Annotated in this window: 21 protein-coding genes; 2 read left to right on the top strand and 19 right to left on the bottom strand. The window is 74.4% G+C overall.

Annotation, left to right across the window (positions count from 1 at the left end; translation table 11 throughout):
- Positions 1-42: 42 nt before the first annotated feature.
- From JOF41_RS19850 to def, 10 genes are all read right to left on the bottom strand, one after another.
- Entirely contained in the window at positions 43-483 is a 441-nt protein-coding gene (locus tag JOF41_RS19850; RefSeq protein ID WP_307867472.1) for a PH domain-containing protein, read from the bottom strand.
- A complete protein-coding gene (gene ribH / locus JOF41_RS19855) occupies positions 480-959 on the bottom strand; it encodes a 6,7-dimethyl-8-ribityllumazine synthase (RefSeq protein ID WP_189224668.1) in 480 nt (159 codons plus the stop codon). The genes JOF41_RS19850 and ribH overlap by 4 nt, the downstream gene beginning before the upstream one ends.
- Positions 956-2,227 carry a bifunctional 3,4-dihydroxy-2-butanone-4-phosphate synthase/GTP cyclohydrolase II gene (locus JOF41_RS19860; RefSeq protein ID WP_209621081.1) on the bottom strand — a complete coding sequence of 424 codons (1,272 nt, stop codon included), beginning with the start codon at positions 2,225-2,227 and terminating at the stop codon, positions 956-958. Before JOF41_RS19860 ends, ribH begins: the two co-directional genes overlap by 4 nt.
- A complete protein-coding gene (locus JOF41_RS19865; RefSeq protein WP_189224670.1) occupies positions 2,224-2,835 on the bottom strand; it encodes a riboflavin synthase in 612 nt (203 codons plus the stop codon). The genes JOF41_RS19860 and JOF41_RS19865 overlap by 4 nt, the downstream gene beginning before the upstream one ends.
- Before the next feature lie 11 nt (positions 2,836-2,846).
- Complete coding sequence (gene ribD / locus JOF41_RS19870; protein WP_189224671.1) at positions 2,847-3,845, bottom strand: bifunctional diaminohydroxyphosphoribosylaminopyrimidine deaminase/5-amino-6-(5-phosphoribosylamino)uracil reductase RibD; 999 nt, start codon at positions 3,843-3,845, stop codon at positions 2,847-2,849.
- 14 nt (positions 3,846-3,859) lie between these two features.
- Positions 3,860-4,510, bottom strand: coding sequence for a ribulose-phosphate 3-epimerase (rpe, locus tag JOF41_RS19875; RefSeq protein ID WP_209624329.1), 651 nt, complete (start codon positions 4,508-4,510; stop codon positions 3,860-3,862).
- Positions 4,511-4,623: 113 nt separating this feature from the next.
- On the bottom strand, positions 4,624-5,151 hold the full coding sequence (locus JOF41_RS19880) for a flavoprotein (RefSeq protein WP_189224672.1): 528 nt from the start codon (positions 5,149-5,151) through the stop codon (positions 4,624-4,626).
- Positions 5,148-6,578 (bottom strand): RsmB/NOP family class I SAM-dependent RNA methyltransferase, encoded by a 1,431-nt coding sequence (locus JOF41_RS19885; RefSeq protein WP_189224673.1) that lies wholly within the window; start codon positions 6,576-6,578, stop codon positions 5,148-5,150. Before JOF41_RS19885 ends, JOF41_RS19880 begins: the two co-directional genes overlap by 4 nt.
- Positions 6,575-7,498, bottom strand: coding sequence for a methionyl-tRNA formyltransferase (gene fmt, locus JOF41_RS19890; protein WP_209621084.1), 924 nt, complete (start codon positions 7,496-7,498; stop codon positions 6,575-6,577). The genes JOF41_RS19885 and fmt overlap by 4 nt, the downstream gene beginning before the upstream one ends.
- A 2-nt stretch (positions 7,499-7,500) precedes the next feature.
- Positions 7,501-8,046, bottom strand: a complete 546-nt coding sequence (gene def, locus JOF41_RS19895) for a peptide deformylase (protein WP_189224675.1) — start codon at positions 8,044-8,046, stop codon at positions 7,501-7,503.
- Between the two features lie 91 nt (positions 8,047-8,137).
- Here def and JOF41_RS19900 point away from each other — a divergent pair, with 91 nt between their 5' ends.
- Together JOF41_RS19900 and JOF41_RS19905 are read left to right on the top strand one after the other, a co-directional pair.
- Entirely contained in the window at positions 8,138-8,719 is a 582-nt protein-coding gene (locus JOF41_RS19900; RefSeq protein WP_189224676.1) for an RNA polymerase sigma factor, read from the top strand.
- Positions 8,716-9,882, top strand: coding sequence for a hypothetical protein (locus JOF41_RS19905; RefSeq protein ID WP_189224677.1), 1,167 nt, complete (start codon positions 8,716-8,718; stop codon positions 9,880-9,882). Before JOF41_RS19900 ends, JOF41_RS19905 begins: the two co-directional genes overlap by 4 nt.
- Before the next feature lie 60 nt (positions 9,883-9,942).
- On the opposite strand, the gene ggt is transcribed toward JOF41_RS19905, so the two are convergent.
- The 9 genes from ggt to mihF form a co-directional block, all read right to left on the bottom strand.
- Complete coding sequence (gene ggt / locus JOF41_RS19910) at positions 9,943-11,715, bottom strand: gamma-glutamyltransferase (protein WP_189224678.1); 1,773 nt, start codon at positions 11,713-11,715, stop codon at positions 9,943-9,945.
- Positions 11,716-11,768: 53 nt separating this feature from the next.
- Positions 11,769-13,763 carry a primosomal protein N' gene (locus tag JOF41_RS19915; protein WP_189224679.1) on the bottom strand — a complete coding sequence of 665 codons (1,995 nt, stop codon included), beginning with the start codon at positions 13,761-13,763 and terminating at the stop codon, positions 11,769-11,771.
- Positions 13,764-13,795: 32 nt separating this feature from the next.
- Positions 13,796-13,930, bottom strand: a complete 135-nt coding sequence (locus JOF41_RS19920) for a DUF3072 domain-containing protein (RefSeq protein WP_229795933.1) — start codon at positions 13,928-13,930, stop codon at positions 13,796-13,798.
- 448 nt (positions 13,931-14,378) lie between these two features.
- On the bottom strand, positions 14,379-15,158 hold the full coding sequence (locus JOF41_RS19925) for a transposase family protein (protein ID WP_209621087.1): 780 nt from the start codon (positions 15,156-15,158) through the stop codon (positions 14,379-14,381).
- A 183-nt stretch (positions 15,159-15,341) separates the two neighbouring features.
- A complete protein-coding gene (gene metK, locus JOF41_RS19930; protein ID WP_209621090.1) occupies positions 15,342-16,544 on the bottom strand; it encodes a methionine adenosyltransferase in 1,203 nt (400 codons plus the stop codon).
- Positions 16,545-16,602: 58 nt separating this feature from the next.
- Positions 16,603-17,841, bottom strand: coding sequence for a bifunctional phosphopantothenoylcysteine decarboxylase/phosphopantothenate--cysteine ligase CoaBC (gene coaBC, locus JOF41_RS19935; protein WP_209621093.1), 1,239 nt, complete (start codon positions 17,839-17,841; stop codon positions 16,603-16,605).
- Positions 17,838-18,116: a DNA-directed RNA polymerase subunit omega gene (gene rpoZ / locus JOF41_RS19940; protein WP_189224683.1), complete on the bottom strand. Its 279-nt coding sequence runs from the start codon at positions 18,114-18,116 to the stop codon at positions 17,838-17,840. Before rpoZ ends, coaBC begins: the two co-directional genes overlap by 4 nt.
- A 64-nt stretch (positions 18,117-18,180) precedes the next feature.
- Complete coding sequence (gene gmk / locus JOF41_RS19945) at positions 18,181-18,780, bottom strand: guanylate kinase (RefSeq protein ID WP_189224684.1); 600 nt, start codon at positions 18,778-18,780, stop codon at positions 18,181-18,183.
- Positions 18,777-19,094, bottom strand: coding sequence for an integration host factor, actinobacterial type (mihF, locus tag JOF41_RS19950; RefSeq protein WP_189224685.1), 318 nt, complete (start codon positions 19,092-19,094; stop codon positions 18,777-18,779). The genes gmk and mihF overlap by 4 nt, the downstream gene beginning before the upstream one ends.
- Positions 19,095-19,310 lie beyond the last annotated feature (216 nt).

Raw genomic sequence — 19,310 nt, forward strand, 5'->3', positions numbered from 1 at the left:
GACACCCTGTCCGCCAACAGCACCACGCCATCGGTAGGGGCCTCAGCCGCGAGCGGCCCGGTGCAGCTCCCGCAGCGCGCGGACGGCGGCCACCGCGTGCTCGCGGTCCACCGCCTGCACGGCCATGACCGAGATGTACTCGTCGTCGGGCAGCTCCAGCCGCGCCCACGACGCGCCGTCGGGAAAGCTCACGTGCAGCACGTCGGACCAGGCGAACCGGTGCGAGGTGATCACGTTGCGCACCTCGACGCCCTCGGCGTCGGCGCGCACCCTCGGCCGGGCCAGCAGCAGCACGCCGCAGGCCAGCAGCACCCCTAGGATGATCATCGCCACCTGGTCGGAGGTGCGGAAGATGACACCCGTGGGGGTGTCGCCCAGCAGCAGGCCGACGATGGTGAACACCACCACCAGGAACACCGCGCAGACCGCGGCGACCAGGCGGATCTTCTTGGGGCGGAACTCGACTGCCACGGCGGTGGTCACCGGCCCTCCCTGAGTCCGCGCAGCACCAGCGCCGTGTCCAGCGCGGCGGCGCACGCCTCGAAGCCCTTGTCCTCCACCGAGTCCGGGAACCCGGCCCGCGCCAGCGCCTGCTCCTCGGTGTCGCAGGTGAGCACGCCGTTGCCCACCGGGGTCGACTCGTCCAGCGCCACCCGCGTCAGGCCCGCCGTCACCGCGTCGCACACGTACTCGAAGTGCGGGGTGCCGCCGCGGATGACCACGCCCAGCGCGACCACCGCGTCGTGCGTGCGGGCCAGCTCCTGGGCCACCACGGGCAGCTCGACCGCGCCCGCCACGCGCGCCACGGTCGGCTCGGCGATGCCCGCCTTCTCGGCGGCCACCAGCGCGCGGGCCACCAGGTTGTCGGTGATCCGGGTGTGCCACCGGGTCGCCACCACGGCCAGGCGCAGGCCCGCCGCGGTCGGGACATCGATGTCGGGACGGCCTTCGCCGCTCATTCCGCGCCCTCCGTGCTGACGATCGCGCCACCCTGGCCCAGCGCCTCGTACTGCTCCAGCTGGTGCAGCTCGTGCCCCATCCGGTCGCGCTTGGTGCGCAGGTAGCGCAGGTTCTCCGGGTTCGGTGAGATGGGCAGCGGCACCCGGTCGACCACCCGCAGCCCGTAGCCCTCCAGCCCGACCCGCTTGGCCGGGTTGTTAGTCAGCAGTCGCATCGACTTGATGCCCAGCTCGGACAGGATCTGCGCACCGGTGCCGTAGTCGCGGGCGTCGGCGGGCAGCCCCAGCCCCAGGTTCGCGTCCACCGTGTCCGCGCCCGCGTCCTGCAGCTGGTAGGCCTGCAGCTTGTGCATCAGGCCGATGCCGCGGCCCTCGTGGCCGCGCATGTAGAGCACCACGCCGCGGCCCTGCGCGGCCACCGCCTCCAGCGCCGCGTCCAGCTGCGGGCCGCAGTCGCAGCGCAGCGAGCCGAACACGTCGCCGGTCAGGCACTCGGAGTGCACGCGCACCAGCACGTCCTCGCCGTCGCCGATCTCGCCGTAGACCAGCGCCACGTGCTCGATGCCGTCGATCTTGCTGTCGTAGCCGACCGCGCGGAACGTGCCGTGGGCGGTCGGGATGCGCGCCTCGGCGACCCGCTCGACCTGGGTCTCCACCCGCCTGCGGTAGGCGATCAGGTCGGCGATGGTGATCAGCGCCAGGTCGTGCTCGCGGGCGAAGACCTCCAGCTCGTCGCGGCGGGCCATGTCGCCCTCGTCCTTCTGCGACACGATCTCGCAGAGCACGCCCGCCGGGGCCAGACCGGCCAGCCGGGACAGGTCCACGCCCGCCTCGGTGTGGCCGGGGCGGCGCAGCACGCCGCCGTCCTTGGCGCGCAGCGGCACCACGTGGCCGGGCCGGGTGAAGTCCTTGGGGCCCGCGTTCGGGTCGGCCAGCAGCCGGATGGTGCGGGCCCGGTCGGCGGCGGAGATGCCGGTGCCGAGGCCCTCGCGGGCGTCCACGGTGACGGTGTAGGCGGTGCCCCGCTGGTCCTGGTTGGTGTGGTACATCGGCGGCAGGTCCAGCCGGTCGCAGTCGGCCTCGGTCAGCGACACGCACACGTAGCCCGAGGTGTAGCGGACCATGAAGGCCAGCAGCTCGGGCGTGGCCTTCTCGGCGGCGAAGATCAGGTCGCCCTCGTTCTCGCGGTCCTCGTCGTCCACGACGATGACCGGCCTGCCCTTGGCGATGTCGGCGATCGCCCGCTCGACGTCGGTGAAGTCGGTCACCGGTCCTCCTCGCGGCGCAGGTGCGGCGTGGCCAGCCGCTCGACGTACTTGGCCAGCACGTCCACCTCCAGGTTGACCCGGTCGCCGGGCTTGCGGCGACCCAGCGTGGTCAGCTCCAGGGTGGTGGGGATGAGGCTGACGGTGAACTCGTCCACGCCCACCGAGACCACGGTCAGCGACACGCCGTCGACGGTGATCGAGCCCTTCTCCACCACGTAGCGGGCCAGCTGCGGCGGCAGTCCGATGTGGACCAGCTCCCAGTGCTGGGCCTTCTCCCGCGCCAGCACCGTGCCGGTGCCGTCCACGTGGCCCTGCACGATGTGCCCGCCCAGCCGCTGGCCGACCGCGGCGGCCCGCTCCAGGTTGACCTTGTCGCCCTCGGCGACCTTGGCCAGGCTGCTGCGGACCAGCGTCTCGCGCATCACGTCCGCGGTGAACGCGCCGTCGGCGACCTCCACCACGGTGAGGCACACGCCGTTCACCGCGATGGAGTCGCCGTGCTTGGCGTCGCTGGTGACCAGCGGGCCCGCGATGGTGACGCGGGCCGCGTCCGGCAGGTCGGTCACGGCGACGACCTCGCCCAGCTCCTCGACGATCCCGGTGAACAACGTTCCTCCTGTCAGCCCTCGGACGTGGTGGCCGCGATCGTGGCCGAGACGCGCACGTCCGGTCCGCACATCCCCACCTGCTCGACCACCAGCTCCACGGCGTCGGTGACGGTCGACACGCCCGCGTCCCGCAGCGCAGGGGGCCCCGCGCCGAGCAGCTTGGGCGCGACGTACGCCAGCACCCGGTCCACCCGGCCCGCGCGCACGAACGCCCCTGCCAGAGTAGGCCCGCCCTCAAGCAGCACGTCCACCGCTCCGCGCCGCGCCAGCTCGGCCAGCACTTCGTCGGGGTCGTGGGTGCGCACGTGGACGGTCTCGGCCTCGTCGTCGAGCACGTGCGAGCCCGGTGGCAGGTCGCTCTCGCCGACCACCACCCGCAGCGGCTGGCGGGTGACGCCCTCGCCGCGCGCGGTCAGCCGCGGGTTGTCGGCCAGCACGGTGCCGGTGCCGACCACGATGGCGTCGATCGCGGTGCGCAGGCCGTGCACCTCGGCGCGGGACTCCGCCGAGCTGATCCAGCGGCTGGTGCCGTCCTCGGCGGCGGTGCGGCCGTCGAGGGTGGCGGCGTACTTCCAGGTCACGTGCGGGCGGCCGGTGCGGGCGAAGTGCAGCCACGCGCGCAGCGGCCCCAGCGCGACCTCCTCGGCGCGCAGACCGGACTCGACCACCACGCCCGCCGCGCGCAGCACCTGGGCGCCGCCTGCGGCCTTGGGGTTCGGATCGGCCACGGCGTGCACCACGCGCGCGACGCCCGCGCGCAGCAGCGCGTCGGTGCAGGGCGGGGTGCGGCCCTGGTGGGAGCACGGTTCGAGGGTGACCACGGCGGTGCCGCCGCGGGCCCGCTCCCCCGCTCGCGCCAGCGCCACGACCTCGGCGTGCGCCTGGCCGGGCGGCCGGGTCGCGCCCTCGCCGACGAGCTCGCCCGCCGCGTCCAGCACGACGCAGCCGACCGGGGGGTTGGGGCTGGTGGTGCCGCGGACCCGCGCGCTGGCCGCGATGGCCCTCGCCATCGCCTCGTCGAGGTTCACCGGGCGCGGGCCGCCTGCGCGCGCAGCCGCTCCATCGCCTCGGCGGGGTCGGCCGCGTCGTAGACGGCGGAGCCCGCGACGAAGCAGTCCACCCCGGCCTCGGCGGCCTGCTCGATGGTGTCGGCGTTGATGCCGCCGTCGATCTCCACGACCAGGGTGAGGTGCCCGGTGTCGACCAGCCTGCGCGCGGTGCGCACCTTGTCCAGCACCTCGGGCATGAACTTCTGGCCGCCGAAGCCCGGCTCCACCGACATCACCAGCAGCGTGTCGTAGTGCTTGAGCACGTCCAGGTGCGGCTCCAGCGGGGTGCCCGGCTTGAGCGACAGGCCCGCCATGGCCCCGGCGGCGCGCAGGTCCTTGGCCAGCCGCACCGGATCGGCGGCGGCCTCGACGTGCACGGTGACGTTGTGGACGCCCGCCTCGGCGTAGCCGATCGCCCAGCGGTCCGGGTCCTCGATCATCAGGTGGCAGTCCAGCGGCAGGTCGGTGGCCTTGCGCAGCGCCTTGACCACGGGCAGGCCGAGGGTCAGGTTCGGCACGAAGTGCGCGTCCATGACGTCGACGTGCAGCCAGTCCGCCCCCGCCACCGCGGCGGCCTCGTCGGCCAGCCGCGCGAAGTCGGCGGACAGGATGCTGGGGGCGATCATCGGCGGGTGGGCCACGACTGGTCAGTCTAGGGTCGCGCCACCGCGCGGGCCGACCGGGGAGTCGCACCTCACGTCGCCGCCGGTCGCGCGGTTCCCCGGCCCTTTTCCGCCGCTCACCGATGCCCTGCGGGCTGGTCGGTGACCCGGTCCACTTCCTCCAGCACCGCCGCCGGTCCGCCGGACAGCAGCACCCGCGCGCCGCACCGGCGCAGGGTCGCCAGGTGGCCGTCGAACGCGGGGTGCGCGCGCTGGTCCTCGTTGCCCTGGACCAGCGCCACCAGCGGCGCGCGGCGGCCCAGCGCCTCGCCCAGCGCGGTCAGCGCCTGGTTGTCGGCGATGCCCAGGGCCAGCTTGGCGGTGGAGTTCACCGTGGCGGGCGCGAAGGCGAACACGTCCGGCACCGGGTGCGGCTTGGGCTCGGCGGGCAGCCGCGAGGTCCACCGCACCGGCAGGTCGGTCAGCGCGGCCAGCGGCGCCAGCTCGCCCGCCGCCTCCAGCCACCGCGCGGCGGTCGGGGTGAGCGTGACCGCCAGCCGCCAGCCGCGCCGGGCCAGCGGCTCGGCCAGCCCGGCGCGCAACCACGACTCCACCCCGCCCGCGGCCGAGGCGACCAGCCCCAGCACCGGCCCGCCCGCGGTCACGCGGGCCTGCGCAGCAGCGCGCAGAACATCGCGTCCGTGCCGTGCTCGTGCGGCCACAGCTGCACCTGCGGCCCTTGGCCCAGGTTCGGCACGCCGGGGAAGAACTGCCTGGTGTCCAGCCGCTCCGCGCCGGTGCGGCGGGCTACGTCCGCGACCACGCCGACGGTCTCGGCCAGGTGCGGCGAGCAGACCACGTAGGCCACCACGCCGCCGGGCCGCACCAGCCGCAGCGCCGAGGTCAGCAGCTCGCGCTGCAACCGGGCCAGCGGTGCCACGTCCGCGGGCTGCCGCCGCCAGCGCGCCTCGGGCCTGCGCCGCAGCGCGCCCAGGCCGGTGCACGGGGCGTCCACCAGAACCCGGTCGAACCCGCCCTCGGGCAGGTCCGGGTCGCGGCCGTCCCCCACGTGCACGGTGACCGGCAGGTCGCCCACGGCCTTGCGGACCAGCTCCGCGCGGTGCGGGGCCTTCTCCACCGCGTCCACGGTCGCACCGGACAGGTGCGCCAGCGCGCCCAGCAGCACGGCCTTGCCGCCGGGCCCGGCGCACAGGTCCAGCCACCGCTCGTCGGGACCCTCCAGCGGGGCGCGGGTCAGCGCCAGCGCGCACAGCTGGCTGCCCTCGTCCTGCACCGCCGCCAGCCGCTCGCGCACCGGCTCCAGGTCGCCGGGGTCGCCCGCGCCCGGCTCCAGGTGCACCCCGTAGGGCGAGTACGGCGCGACCTCGCCGCCGGTCATCGCGGCCAGCTCGTCGGCGCTGACCTCACCCGGCCGCGCGGCCAGGTGCACGGCGGGCCGGGCGTCGTCGGCGGCCAGCGCCGCCCGCAGCGGCTCGCCCCGGCTGCCCAGCGCCTCGGCGAAGGCCTGCGCGACCCACCTCGGGTGCGCGCTGGCCATGGCCAGGTAGCCGATCGGGTCGGCGTCCTCGTCCGGCGCCAGCTCCTCCACCCAGCCCGCCTCGTCCTGCTCGGTGACCCGGCGCAGCACGGCGTTGGCGAACCCGGCCGCGCCCGAGCCCAGCTCGGCGCGCACCAGGTCGACCGTGGAGGCCACCGCGGCGTGCGGCGGGATGCGGGTGCGCAGCAGCTGGTAGGCGCCCAGCCGCAGGGCGTCCAGCACCGAGCCGTCCACCTCCGACAGCGGCCGGTCCGAGCACGCGCCCAGCACCGCGTCCAGCAGCCCCTGGGCGCGGGAGGTGCCGTAGGCCAGCTCGGTGGCCAGCGCGGCGTCGCGGCCGGTGATCCGGCGCTCCCGCAGCAGCCCCGGCAGCACCAGGTTGGCGTAGGCGTCGCGCTGGCGGACCGCGCGCAGGGTGTCCAGCGCGGCCAGCCGCGCCGGGTCCTCCACCGGCGGGCGCGACGGGCCGACGCGCCTGCGCGGCGGGTGCGGCCCGCGCGGCCGTGACGGTCGGGACGGTCGCTGCGCGCTCATGAGATCCGCTCCCCCGGCTCGATCCGGACGCCGCGCGCCCAGTCGGTGGCCGCCATCCGCTTCTTGCCCTGCGCCTGCACCTCGCCCAGCGCCACCGGGTCGGTCGCCGTGCCGACCAGCACGCGCTTGCGCTCCACCCGGATCTCCCCCGGCGGCAGCGGGTCGCCCGCCACCGGGGTGACCGGGCCCAGCTTGAGCCGCTCACCGCGGAACCGCGCCCACGCCCCCGGCTCCGGGGTCACCGCCCGCGCCACGCGGTCCAGCGCGCCCGCCGGGGTGGCGAAGTCCAGCCGGGCGTCCTCCACGGTCACCTTGGGCGCGTAGCTGACGCCCTCCTCCGGCTGCGGCACCGGCCGCAGCGAACCGTCCTCGACGCCGTCCACGGTGGACAGCAGCAGCTTCGCACCGGACTCGGCCAGCCGCGCCAGCAGCTCGCCGGAGGTGTCGCGCTCGCGCACCCGCTCGGTCACCACGCCGAACACCGGGCCCGCGTCCAGCTCCTTGACGATGCGGAACGTGGTCGCGCCGGTGATGTCGTCGCCGTGCCGCACGGCCGCCTGCACCGGGGCCGCGCCGCGCCACGCGGGCAGCACGGAGAAGTGCAGGTTGACCCAGCCGTGGCGGGGGATCGCCAGCGCGGACTCGGGCAGCAGCGCGCCGTAGGCGACCACCGGGCACAGGTCCGGGGCCAGCTCGGCCAGCCGCGCCAGGAACTCCGGGTCGCCCGCCTTGGCCGGGGTCAGCACCTCGACGCCGTGCTCGTCGGCCAGCGCCGCCACCGGGGACCGCTCGACCCGCCGCCCGCGCCCGGCCGGGGCGTCCGGGCGGGTGACCACGGCCACCACCTCGTGGCGCGAGTCCAGCAGCGCGCGCAGCGAGGGCAGCGCCACCTCGGGCGTGCCCGCGAAGACCAGCCTCATGGTCAGGCCCCTCCGAACAGCGGGTGGGGGCTCTGCTTGATGGTGGGCACGCCGCCGTCGAACCAGGACTGCTGCCGGATCTCGCGCATCGCCGCCTTGCGGGTGGCCTCGTCCAGCCGGTCGACGAACAGCACGCCGTCGAGGTGGTCGGTCTCGTGCTGGATGCAGCGGGCCAGCAGGTCGGTGCCCTCCACCTCGACCGGCTCGCCGTGCATGTTCCAGCCCCTGGCCACCACCTGGCGGTGCCTGCGGCAGTCCCAGGACAGGCCGGGGATGGACAGGCAGCCCTCGGGGCCGTCCTGGAACTCGTCGCCGACCACGTCGAAGGTCGGGTTGACCAGGTGGCCCGCGAAGCCGTCGCAGTGGTAGGTGAACACCCGCAGCCCGACGCCCACCTGCGGCGCCGCGAGCCCAGCCCCACCGGCGTCGCTCATGGTGTCCCACAGGTCCCTGACCAGCTTGCGCAGCTCCGCGTCGAAGTCGGTGACCTCGACGGCGGGGGTCCGCAGCACCGGGTCGCCGAAGAAGCGGATGGGTTGGACGGTCACGCACTCTCCTCGCACTGGGGCAGGGGACCAGTCTAGGAGAGCGCGGCACCCTGGCGTGCAACGCCGGGGTGCGCTGTGGCTACCTACCGGCATGACCGTTGCGACGACAAGCTGGCAGGGGGAGCCGCCGTTGGCAGCCACCGACGCCCAGCTGTGGGCGCGCGGGGACAAGGCGTCCTTCGCGGCACTGTTCGACCGACACGCCGAGGCGGTGTGGAACCACGCCTACCGGCTCACCGCGTCGTGGTCCCAGGCCGAGGACCTGACCTCGGCGGTGTTCCTGGCCGCCTGGCGCAGGCGTGCCGAGGTGGCGCTGGTGCACGACAGCGCCCTGCCGTGGCTGTACGCGGTGGCGGGCAACATGGCGCGCACCGAGTTCCGCAGGTTGGGACGGTTCCGACGGGCGCTGCACCGGGTTCCGGACGAAGGACTGGAACCCGACCACGCCGAGCGGGTGGTGGCGTCGGTGGACGACGACCGCGCGCTCAAGCGGGTACTGGCCGTGGTGCGCGGACTGCCCAGGGCCGAGCGTGAGGCGGTGGAGCTGTGCCTGCTGGGCGAGCTGTCCACCGCGGAGGCCGCCGCCGTGCTGGGCGTGGCCGAATCCAGCATCCGCTCCCGCATCTCACGGGCACGCGCTCGGCTGCGGGCCGAATTGGAGGAGACGAAGTGATCGAGCAGCTGCCCCCGCGCAAGCCGTTGCCGCCTGCGGTGCGGGAACGGATGCGGAGGAAGATCATGGCCGGGCACGGCGGCGCACGCACGCCGATGGCCGCCGCGGTGGCGGTGACGGTGCTGGTGGCGGGTGGGGCGATCCTCGCGCAGTCCACCCAGGGCGCCGACACCGCGGCGCTGGCGCCGCCGAGCACCACCTCCAGCGCGCCGCGCGGCCCGCTGGAGCCAGACCTGCGGGCGGTCCCGGCCTCAGCCGAGGACTTGCGGCTGTGCGAGTTCACCCACGCGCGGTTCACCGTGCCGATGCCCGGCCGTCGGCTCGTGTGGGCCGACGAGGGCTTCTGCGAGCTGACCTACACCACCGTGGCCAAGTCAAAGACCAGTGGCGCGCTCTCCGGTCAGGAGGGCATGGCGGTCCAGTGGCGATCCCCCACCGGGGTGGTCGTCGGCCAGGCGCCGAAGGGCACCGCCCAGGCGGAGGCCACCGTGACGTGGTGGCGGGAGCGGGTCTCGGTCCTGCTGCACCAGGGGCGGTTCGTGCTCGCCCCCGGTCCGCAGCACATCGACCTGACCTTCACCTCCGAGGACCTGCGCCGCACGACCGAGCGGATCGACGCGGCCACCACCCCCGGTGACTCGACCGTGCGGGAGGTGTTCCCCCGACCCGACCCGACCGAGCAGGACAAGATGGTCGCGCGCTGCCTGGACCACGCGATGCGGCAGAACCTGCCGGGCGCCGAGCGCCCCGAGGCGTGGCGGGCCGGGGCGCTGGCGAGCGCAGCCCCCGGCACCGGGTTGCTGGTGCTGCGCGACGGGATCGGCGAGACGCTCTACTGCCAGTTGGCCAACGGCATGCCCGAGACGGTCAACCTCGCCACGCGCGGCGCGTCCAGGGGCGTGGTGCTCATGCTCGACTCGGCCCACGGCGGCCCGTCCGCGCTCGACGCCTACGTCGGCGGCCGGGTCGACGACCGGGTGGCGTCGATGGTGGTCACTTACCGGGACAAGCAGGGGGCTGTGTCGGTGGTGGACGGCACGTTCGCGGTGCACTTCGCCGAGGGCACCAGTGGCCCCGGCTACGAGCTCGACGTCACCAAGCTGCACGTGCGGGCTTTGGACGCGGCGGGCGCGGTGCTGCACGACGGCCCGCTGATGCCTTAGCGGGCCGTCGTGAGCGGGCCTTGTGCCCGAGCGTTGAACTCGCGGGGTCGGCTCGCGGGGTCAGCGGGGGATGACGGCGCGGGCCGCACCGCCGCCGCGGCGGGTGGGTTCGGCGACCGCGCGCCAGCGGCCGTCGGGCAGCCGCTCGACGGCCGTGGCCGCGCCGATCTCCGCGGTGGAGGTGAACCGGTGCCCCAGCGCCTCCAGCCGGGCCGCCTCCGGGGTGGCCAGGAACGCCGCCTCGGCCTGCGTCGTGGCGGCGTTGCGCTGCGACGCCCTCGGCGCGGCCACCGCGTCGAGCAGCGAGCGGCCCCGGTCCAAGCGCTCGGTCAGCACCTGGAGCACCGTGGTGATGATGCTGGCCCCGCCAGGCGAGCCGAGCGCGAGGACCGGCTCGCCGTGCCGGAGCACGATCGTCGGGCTCATCGAGGAGCGCGGGCGCTTGCCGGGGCCGGGCAGGTTGGGGTCGGGCACGCCGGGGGTGACCGGGGTGAAGGAGAAGTCGGTCAGCTCGTTGTTGAGCAGGAACCCGCGACCGGGCACCACGATCCCGCTGCCGCCCTCCTGCTCGATGGTCAGCGTGTACGCCACCACGTTGCCCCAGCGGTCGGCCACGGTGAGGTGCGTGGTGTCGGTGCCCTCGTACGGCGTCGGCGCCTGCTGCCCGGCGGTGCCGCACGCGGCGGGCCTGCGCGGGTCGCCGGGCGCGACGGTGCCGGTCATCGCCCTGGTCGGCGAGATCAGGCAGGCGCGGCTGTCGGCGAAGCGCTGGGACAGCAGCTCCCGCGCAGGCACGTCGGTGAACGCCGGGTCGCCGACCCACCGGTTGCGGTCGGCGAAGGACAGCCTGCTGGCCTCCAGGAAGCGGTGCAGGTACTGCTCGGGCGACTCCGCGGACAGCCGCGTGGTCTCCAGGATGTTCAGCGCCTCGCCCACCGTGGTGCCGCCGGAGGACGGCGGGGCCATGCCGTAGACGTCCAGGTCGCGGTAGCGGGTCCGGGTGGGCTCGCGCAGCGGCACGTCGTAGCGGGCCAGGTCGGCGGCGGTCAGGTCGCCCGGCCGGACGACGCGGGTGGCGCCGGGGACCAGCGGCGGCTGCCGCACGGTCCGCACCAGGTCGCGGCCGATGTCCCCCCGGTAGAGCGCGGACACGCCGCGCTCCCGCAGCTCGCGGTAGGTGTCGGCCAGGTCGGGGTTGCGGAAGGTGCTGCCGACCGCTGGCGGCGCTCCACCGGGCAGGTACAGCTGCCTGGTGGAGGTGAAGTCGGCGAACCGCGCGGCGTTGTCGCCGACCTGCCGGTGGAAGGTCGCGTCGACGGTGAACCCCCGCCGGGCCAGCTGCTCGGCGGGCCGCAGCGCCTGGTCCAGCGACAGCGTCCCCCACTGGCGCAGCGCCCGCTGCCACGTCATCGGCGTGCCGGGGACGCCGACGGACAGCCCGCTGGTCACCGCCTCGGCGAACGGGATGGCCTTCCCGTCCTCCACGAACAGGTCCTCGTCGGCGCCGGCGGGCGCGGTCTCCCTGCCGTCCAGCGTGGACACCCGGCGGGTGCGGGCGTCGTAGTGGACGAAGAAGCCGCCACCGCCCACGCCCGCGGAGAACGGGTCGGTGACGCCCAGAGCCGCTGCCACGGCCACCGCCGCGTCGACGGCGTTGCCGCCGCGCCGCAGCACGTCGACCCCGATTTGGGAGGCGTCGGGGTCGATGCTGGAGACCACCCCGCCGAACCCGACCGCCTCGGGCACGCGCGGCGCGGCGGTGGAGGCGTGGGCGGTGCCGGTGGGACTGAGCAGGGCGGCGACGAGGACGAGGATCGCGGTCGACCGGAGCATCATCCCCTTCTACCCCACCCCGGTCGGAAAGAGAACCACTCCTGACCGAACGGTCAGAGGACTTCGAGCGGGTCGAGCTTGACCCGCACCACATCGGGCTCCTTGCGCGCGCTGCGCACGGCCAGCACCTCCGCCAGCACCGACGCCAGCGCACGGCCCCGCTCCCTGGGCACCCGCACCAGCGCCCGCTCGCGGTCCTCGCCCAGCGGCACCGGCCCCAGCACCTCGCCCGACTCCGGCAGCCGCAGCTCGTCCAGCAGCCCGGCGACCGCGTCGGGCGAGCCGTCCACCGTCGCCATCCGCACCGCGGGCGGGAACCCCAGCTCGCCGCGCGCGGCCAGCTCCTGCCTGGCGTGCCACACCGGGTCCCACCGCACCAGCGCCTGCACCGGGGCCAGCGAGGACTCGGCCACGACCACCACGCGCCCGCCCTCGGAACCGGGCCGGACCAGCGCGGCGGCGGTCATCCAGCGGCGCAGCGCCTCCTCCGCGGCACGCAGGTCGGCCCGGCCGAGCAGCGCCCACCCGTCCAGCAGCAGCGCCGCGCCGTAACCGCCCTCGGCCACCGGCTCCGCCCCCGGTGTGCACACCACCAGCGCGGCCCCACCGGGCACCGAGGCCAGCACCTCGTCCGCACCGGAGGTGCGCACCGGCACCCCGCTGAACGCCCGGCCCAGCTCCTCGGCGGTGCGCCGGGCCCCGATGACCTGGCCGCGCAGCCGCCGCGAACCGCACGCCGGGCAGCGGAACGCCGCCTCGGTGGCCCCGCACCAGCGGCAGTAGGCGGGCCGGGGCACGCCGTCGTCCGAACCACCCGGCAGGGCCAGCGGCCCGGCGCAGCGGCGGCACCGGGCGGGCGCCCGGCACGCGCCGCAGGCCAGCGCGGGCACGTAGCCCCGGCGCGGCACCTGGATCAGCACCGGGGCATCCGCCGCCAGCGCCGCCCGCGCCGCCTCGAAGGCGATCGACGGCAGCCGGGCCGACCGCGCGGCCGGGTCCTTGACCTCCTGCCAGTCGCTGTCGCCCACCGCCGCCACGCGCGGAGCCGCCGCCCGCAGCACCTCCCGCGCCGCCACGATCTCGTGCGCCCACCCGCTGTCCACCAGCAGCTGCGCCTCGGCGGTCCGGGCGAACCCGCCGACCAGCAGCGCCGCCCCGCTCAGGTGGGCGCGCTGGACCAGCACGTCACGCACGTTGGGGTAGGGCATCCGGGGCTCGGCGTGCAGGTCGTCGCCGTCGTCCCACACCGCCACCAGGCCCAGGTCGTGCACCGGCGCGAAGGACGCGCCACGGGTGCCCAGCACCACCCGCACCGACCCGCGCCGCACGGCCAGCCACCGCCGGTACCGCTCGGCGGGCCCCAGGTCGGCCGACAGCGCGACCACCGCGTCCGGGCCGACCAGCGCCGCGCAGGCGGCGTGCAGCCGGGCCACGTCGCGGTGGTCGGGGACGACCACCAGCGCGCCCCGGCCGGTGCTGGCCACCGTCGCGACGACCTCGGCCAGCCGCGCGGGCCAGTCCTCGGCGGGCAGCGCCTGCCACACCGCCCGCGCGGGCCGCCCGGCCTTGAGCGCGTCCAGGAAGTTCGCGCCGAACGGGTAGCGGGTCCAGCCCGTCCGCTCCGGGGCGGCCGGAGGCGGCGCGGGCTCGGGGGACGGCTGCGCCTCGACCCGCGCGTGGCGCGGTGGGACGGCCATGCGCAGCACGTCCACCAGCGCCCCGGCGTACCGGTCGGCGACCACGCGGGCCAGCTCGGCGACCTCCGGCGCGAGCACCGGCTCCGGGGAGATCACCCGGTCCAGGAAGGTCAGCTTGCGCCCGTAGTCGCTGGACTCGACCCGCTCCAGCAGGTACCCGTCGACCAGCTGCCCGGCGAAGCGCACCCGCACCCGGCAGCCGGGCACCGCCGCCTCGTCCTGCTCGGTGGAGACCTGGTAGTCGAACGGCCGGTCCAGGTGCGGCAGCGGCACGTCCACGCACACCCGCGCGACGGGCAGCGTCGCGGCGGGAACCCGCTCCCCGCGCCTGGTCGTCGTCTTGGCCGCCACGTGCTGAGGTGTACCAGAGACCCCCGACAGCGCTACTGCCCCCGGCCGGTCTTCTGCTGCAACTGGTCGATCAGCCGGGACGCCTCGCCCTTGGTCAGCTCCTCGGGCACCTGCTCGCCCGCCTCCTGCGCCAAGGTGTGCAGGTAGGACTCCTGCGGTCCGGTCATCGGCTCGTCCCCGGTGGTCCAGTCGTCCGGGTCCTTCTCCGGTGTGCGGTTCACGCGCGTCTCCCTTCAACTCGAACGTGCGTTCGAGTACCCACCCGCCCCCACCCCCAACCCCCCACCCCCGCGTTCGCACCACCCGCGAGTCGAACGTCCAGGTACCGCGAGTCGAACGCTCAGGACCCCTGAGTTCGTCGTTCGGGTTGAGTTATCCAGCAAAGGTGCACTCGCCGCGCGGCAGGTCGCCAAGGACGACGCTCGCGGGCACCCCGCTGCGCGCGCCCCTGGTGCGTCGGCAAGTACTACCCGGCGGGTGTGGGAGGGCCGGTAAGTACTGCCCGAGGGGCGCGGAAGCGCCGGTCAGGGCGCGGAAGCGCGGTCCGTGGGCGCAGAAGCGCGGCTTGGGGTGCGCGAATGTTGAATTCAGGGTGTCTGAGCGTTCGAGCGTTATTCAGAGGGGTTGCCAGCCGAGGCGGTAGTACTCCAGGGTGGCGACGATGCGGATGATGTCGGGTAGTTCGGCCAGACGTGCCCGGTAGCCGGTGGCGAGGATCTTCCAGTTCTTCAAGTGGGATATGGCCTGTTCGACGGCCCAGCGGATCTGTTTGATGCCGGTGTTCCACACCTCGTCTTCGGGGGTGTGGGTCTTGTGTCCGGGGCGTTTGCGGCGGGGTCGGATGGCCGGGGTGCCCTGGTAGCCCAGGTCGCCGATGGTCGGGGTGTCGGCCGGCAGGGTGTCGTAGCCGGCTTCGGTGAAAGCCAGTCGGTCGTGGGTGCGTCCCGCCACCGGGGCGGCCACGTCGAGCAGGACGCCGTCGAGGGTGGCCAGTACCTGCACGCCCAGACCGGCCTTGTGGCGCTTGCCGTTGTAGTTCTGCTTGTGCCCGGCCCGGTTGCCGGTCGGGATCAACGTGCCGTCCACCAGCACCACCCGCCCGGTCAGCGCTGCGGGCAGGGGTGGAGTGTGCAGGCACAGCGCCTGCTCGATCAGGGGTGTGATGCGCCGGAAGACGCGGGAGACGGTGGGCTGGCTGACCCCGAACCAGTCCGCGGCCACGGTCTGGGACAGGTTCTGACGCAGCAGCACCAGGGTCAACTGCACCTGCCGGTACAGGCCCAGCAACGGCGGCCGCCCCACCGGCGGTTGGCGGGAGTGGACGAGCTGGTGGACACGGGCGACCAACTCCCGGATCTGATCATGGTCGAGCCCGGTCGTAGACTGGTAGCGCAACAGCCCTGCCTCGTGGTGGATCGTTTCTGTGGAAGGAAACCGACCCTACCCGGACAGGGCTGTTGCGCTACCAGCCCAGCTCAGAAGCTATGAATAACGCTCTTCGACTCGCGGGGGCGACACGCCCAACACGCCCGCAACCGGGTGACACCGGTGACGGGCGTGTGGAGGCGTGTGGCGGGGTTAGGCGCCCGCGGCGGCGCGGAGGGCGTCGGCGCGGTCGGTGCTCTCCCAGGGCAGGGCGATGTCGGTGCGGCCGAAGTGGCCGTAGGCCGCGGTCGGGGCGTAGATCGGGCGCAGCAGGCCCAGATCGCGGATGATCGCGGCGGGCCGGAGGTCGAACACCTCGGTGATGGCCTGCTGGATCTTGCTCGGGTCGACCGTCTCGGTGCCGAAGGTCTCCACGAACAGGCCCACCGGCGCGGCCTTGCCGATGGCGTAGGCCACCTGGACCTCGATGCGCGAGGCCAGGCCCGCCGCCACGGCGTTCTTGGCCACCCAGCGCATGGCGTACGCCGCCGAGCGGTCCACCTTCGACGGGTCCTTGCCGGAGAACGCGCCACCGCCGTGCCGCGCCATGCCGCCGTAGGTGTCGACGATGATCTTGCGGCCGGTCAGGCCCGCGTCGCCCATGGGGCCGCCGATGACGAACCGGCCGGTCGGGTTGACCAGCAGTCGCACGTCGGAGGTGTCCAGGCCCAGGTCGGCGATCTCCGGGGCCACCACGTGCTCGCGCACGTCCACCCCGAGCAGCCGCTCCAGGTCCACGCCGTCGGCGTGCTGGGTCGACACCACCACGGTGTCCAGCCGCACCGGCTGGTCGCCCGCGTACTCGATGGTCACCTGCGTCTTGCCGTCCGGGCGCAGGTAGGGCACGGTGCCGTCCTTGCGCACCGCGGCCAGCCGCCGCGACAGCCGGTGCGCCAGCGCGATCGGCAGCGGCATCAGCTCGGGCGTGTCGGTGCACGCGTAGCCGAACATCAGACCCTGGTCGCCCGCGCCCTGCTTGTCGATCTCGTCCTCGGCGTCGCCGACCCGCTGCTCGTAGGCGGTGTCCACGCCCTGGGCGATGTCCGGCGACTGCGAGCCGATGGCCACGTTCACGCCGCACGAGTGCCCGTCGAAGCCCTTGGCCGAGGAGTCGTAGCCGATCTCCAGGATCTTGTCCCGCACGATCGAGGGGATGTCGGCGTAGGCCTCGGTGGTGACCTCGCCCGCCACGTGCACCTGGCCGGTGGTGACCAGCGTCTCCACCGCCACCCGCGACCGGGGGTCCTTGGCCAGCAGCGCGTCCAGGATCGAGTCGCTGATCGCGTCGCAGATCTTGTCCGGGTGCCCCTCGGTCACCGACTCACTGGTGAACAGCCTGCTGCTGTGCTGGCTCACGGCACTCCCTCGACTCATCGACCTGGGCTGGGAGACCCAGCTTACGGCGCGCGACACCTCAGAAATTACTAGTACGGACGACTGCGTCCCACAATGCGGACGCCAGGTGGGCCTTCGACCCGTGCGGGATGGGCGTTTCCGAACCCCCGGCCGACAGCAGCCAGCCCGCGTTGTCCTCCACCTCGAACGCGCGGCCGTCGCCGACGGCGTTGACCACCAGCCAGTCGCAGCCCTTGCGCTTGAGCTTGGCCCGCCCGTGCTCCAGCACGCCCGCCTCGGCGTCGCCGGTCTCCGCGGCGAAACCCACCACCACCTGGCCGGGGCGCCGCGCGGCGACCAGCTCGGCCAGGACGTCGGGGTTGCGGGTCAGCGCGACCGGGTCGGGATCGCGGTCGCTCTTCTTGATCTTGTGCTCGGCCGGTGCCACCGGCCGGAAGTCCGCCACCGCGGCGGCCATCACCACCACGTCGGCCTCGGCGGCCGCCGCGTGCATGGCCTCGCGCAACTGCTCCGCGGTGCCCACGCGCACCAGGTCGACGCCCGCGGGCGTGCCCAGGTCGGCGGTGTGCGCGGCGACCAGCGTCACCCGCGCGCCGCGCTGGGCGGCCACCCGCGCCAGCGCGAAGCCCTGCCTGCCCGACGAGCGGTTGCCCAGGTAGCGCACCGGGTCCAGCGGTTCGCGGGTGCCGCCCGCCGACACCGCGACGCGCACGCCCTCCAGGTCGCGCGGCAGCGCGTCGGCGCGCTCCAGCAGCAACCGGGACAGCTCCACGATCTCGGCCGGGTCGGGCAGCCTGCCCTTGCCGGTGTCCTTGCCGGTCAGCCTGCCGCTGGCGGGCTCGGCCACGACCACGCCGCGGGAGCGCAGCAGCGCCACGTTGTCACGGGTGGCCGGGTGCTCCCACATCTCGGTGTGCATCGCGGGCACCAGCAGTACCGGGCAGCGCGCGGTCAGCAGGGTGTTGGTCAGCAGGTCGTCGGCCAGCCCGTGGGCGGCCTTGGCCAGCAGGTTCGCCGTGGCCGGGGCCACCACCACCAGGTCCGCGCCCTGCCCGAGCTTGACGTGGGGCACCTCGGGCACGTCGGCGAACACGCCGGTGCGCACCGGCTGCCCGGACAGCGCCTCGAACGTGGCCGCGCCGACGAACTCCAGCGCGCCCGCCGTCGGCACCACGCGCACGTCGTGACCCGACTCGGTGAGCCTGCGCAGCACTTCACAGGCCTTGTACGCGGCGATGCCCCCACCCACCCCGAGGATCACGCGGGGTCGCGCGGGGGCATCCGGGGTCTCGGTCACTCGCCCTCGGTGTGCTCGAGCAGACCCGCGTGGATCTCCCGCAGCGCGATCGACAGCGGCTTCTCGCGCGGGCCCGGCTCGACCAGCGGGCCGACGTACTCCAGCAGCCCCTCGCCCAGCTGGGCGTAGTAGTCGTTGATCTGGCGCGCCCGCTTGGCCGCGTAGATCACCAGCGCGTACTTCGAGCTGACCTGCTCCAGGAGGTCGTCGATCGGCGGGTTGGTGATGCCCTCCGGGGAACCCGCCAGCGGGCCCAGCTCGGTGTGCGTGGTCACTCGTCAACGCTCCTGCGGTTGGTGTGTCGGCTGGGGTCGTCCCGTGCCGCTCGGCGCGCGCTGCTCACGCGCCGGGCACCGGGCCGACCACCAAGTCTAGCAATCGGGTGGCGGCGGACCGAACGTCGGCGTTCACCACGACCTCGTCGAACTCCGGCTCGGCGGCCAGCTCCTGCTTGGCGATGGCCAGCCTGCGGGCGACCACCTCCGGGTCCTCGGTGCCCCGGCCGGTCAGCCTGCGCACCAGGTCCTCCCAGGAGGGCGGGGCCAGCATCACCAGCTGGGCCTCGGGCATCGCGGCCCGGACCTGGCGGGCCCCCTGCAACTCGATCTCCAGCAGCGACGGCAGGCCCGCGGCCAGCGCCCGCTCGACCGGCGCCCTGGGGGTGCCGTAGCAGTTGCCCGCGAACTCGGCGTGCTCCAGCAGCTCGCCGCCGGCGGCCATCCGGTGGAAGGTCGGCGCGTCCACGAAGTGGTAGTGGACCCCGTCGACCTCGCCCGGCCTCGGCTTCCGGGTGGTCACCGAGACGCTGAAGTGCACTCGCGGTGCCATCCGGCGCAGCTCGGCCAGCACGCTGGACTTGCCGACGCCGGAGGGACCGGACAGGACGGTGAGGCGGGACCGGGCGCGTGCGCCCGGCCCCGCCTCGGTGCCACCACTCACTCGGCGCTGAACTCGGTGAGCAGCGCCTTGCGCTGCCGCTCACCCAGGCCGCGCAGCCGACGGCTCGGAGCGATCTCCAGCCGCTCCATGATCTGCTGCGCACGCACCTTGCCGACGCCGGGAAGCGCCTCGAGCAGGTTGGACACCTTCATCTTGCCAAGGACCTCGTCGCTCTCGGCGGCCTTCAGCACGTCCGTCAGAGTCGTGCCGCCACGCTTGAGGCGCTCCTTGAGCTCAGCCCGAGCGCGACGAGCGGCAGCAGCCTTCACCAGCGCTGCGGCCCGCTGCTCCTCGGTAAGCTGGGGAAGGGCCACGATTTCCTCCGTGGTGTGGGAATTTCAATTCTGGATCGGTGCCGCGACCGTACCGAGCGCAATTGCCTGAGTACAACACGGGTCCGTTGTCACCCAGTCAGGTAAATCTTCACAGCGTCTCGGTGGTGCGGCGGGTGGTAGTAGTACCAACACCCACCGACCGGTTCGTCACCGCCACCGGTAACGCTGTGCACACCACCGGTGTGGTATGCGTTC

Origin of the sequence: Saccharothrix coeruleofusca (assembly GCF_017876325.1) — a bacterium.
Classification (GTDB): domain Bacteria; phylum Actinomycetota; class Actinomycetes; order Mycobacteriales; family Pseudonocardiaceae; genus Actinosynnema; species Actinosynnema coeruleofuscum.

What these genes read in the sequence shown, in the direction of transcription:
- ribH (WP_189224668.1), bottom strand. Translation starts at nt 959, where the DNA reads ATGAGCGGCGAAGGCCGTCCCGACATCGATGTCCCGACCGCGGCGGGC.
- rpe (WP_209624329.1), bottom strand. Translation starts at nt 4,510, where the DNA reads ATGATCGCCCCCAGCATCCTGTCCGCCGACTTCGCGCGGCTGGCCGAC.
- ribD (WP_189224671.1), bottom strand. Translation starts at nt 3,845, where the DNA reads ATGGCGAGGGCCATCGCGGCCAGCGCGCGGGTCCGCGGCACCACCAGC.
- ggt (WP_189224678.1), bottom strand. Translation starts at nt 11,715, where the DNA reads ATGCTCCGGTCGACCGCGATCCTCGTCCTCGTCGCCGCCCTGCTCAGT.
- JOF41_RS19900 (WP_189224676.1), top strand. Translation starts at nt 8,138, where the DNA reads ATGACCGTTGCGACGACAAGCTGGCAGGGGGAGCCGCCGTTGGCAGCC.
- JOF41_RS19920 (WP_229795933.1), bottom strand. Translation starts at nt 13,930, where the DNA reads ATGACCGGACCGCAGGAGTCCTACCTGCACACCTTGGCGCAGGAGGCG.
- JOF41_RS19885 (WP_189224673.1), bottom strand. Translation starts at nt 6,578, where the DNA reads ATGAGCGCGCAGCGACCGTCCCGACCGTCACGGCCGCGCGGGCCGCAC.
- fmt (WP_209621084.1), bottom strand. Translation starts at nt 7,498, where the DNA reads ATGAGGCTGGTCTTCGCGGGCACGCCCGAGGTGGCGCTGCCCTCGCTG.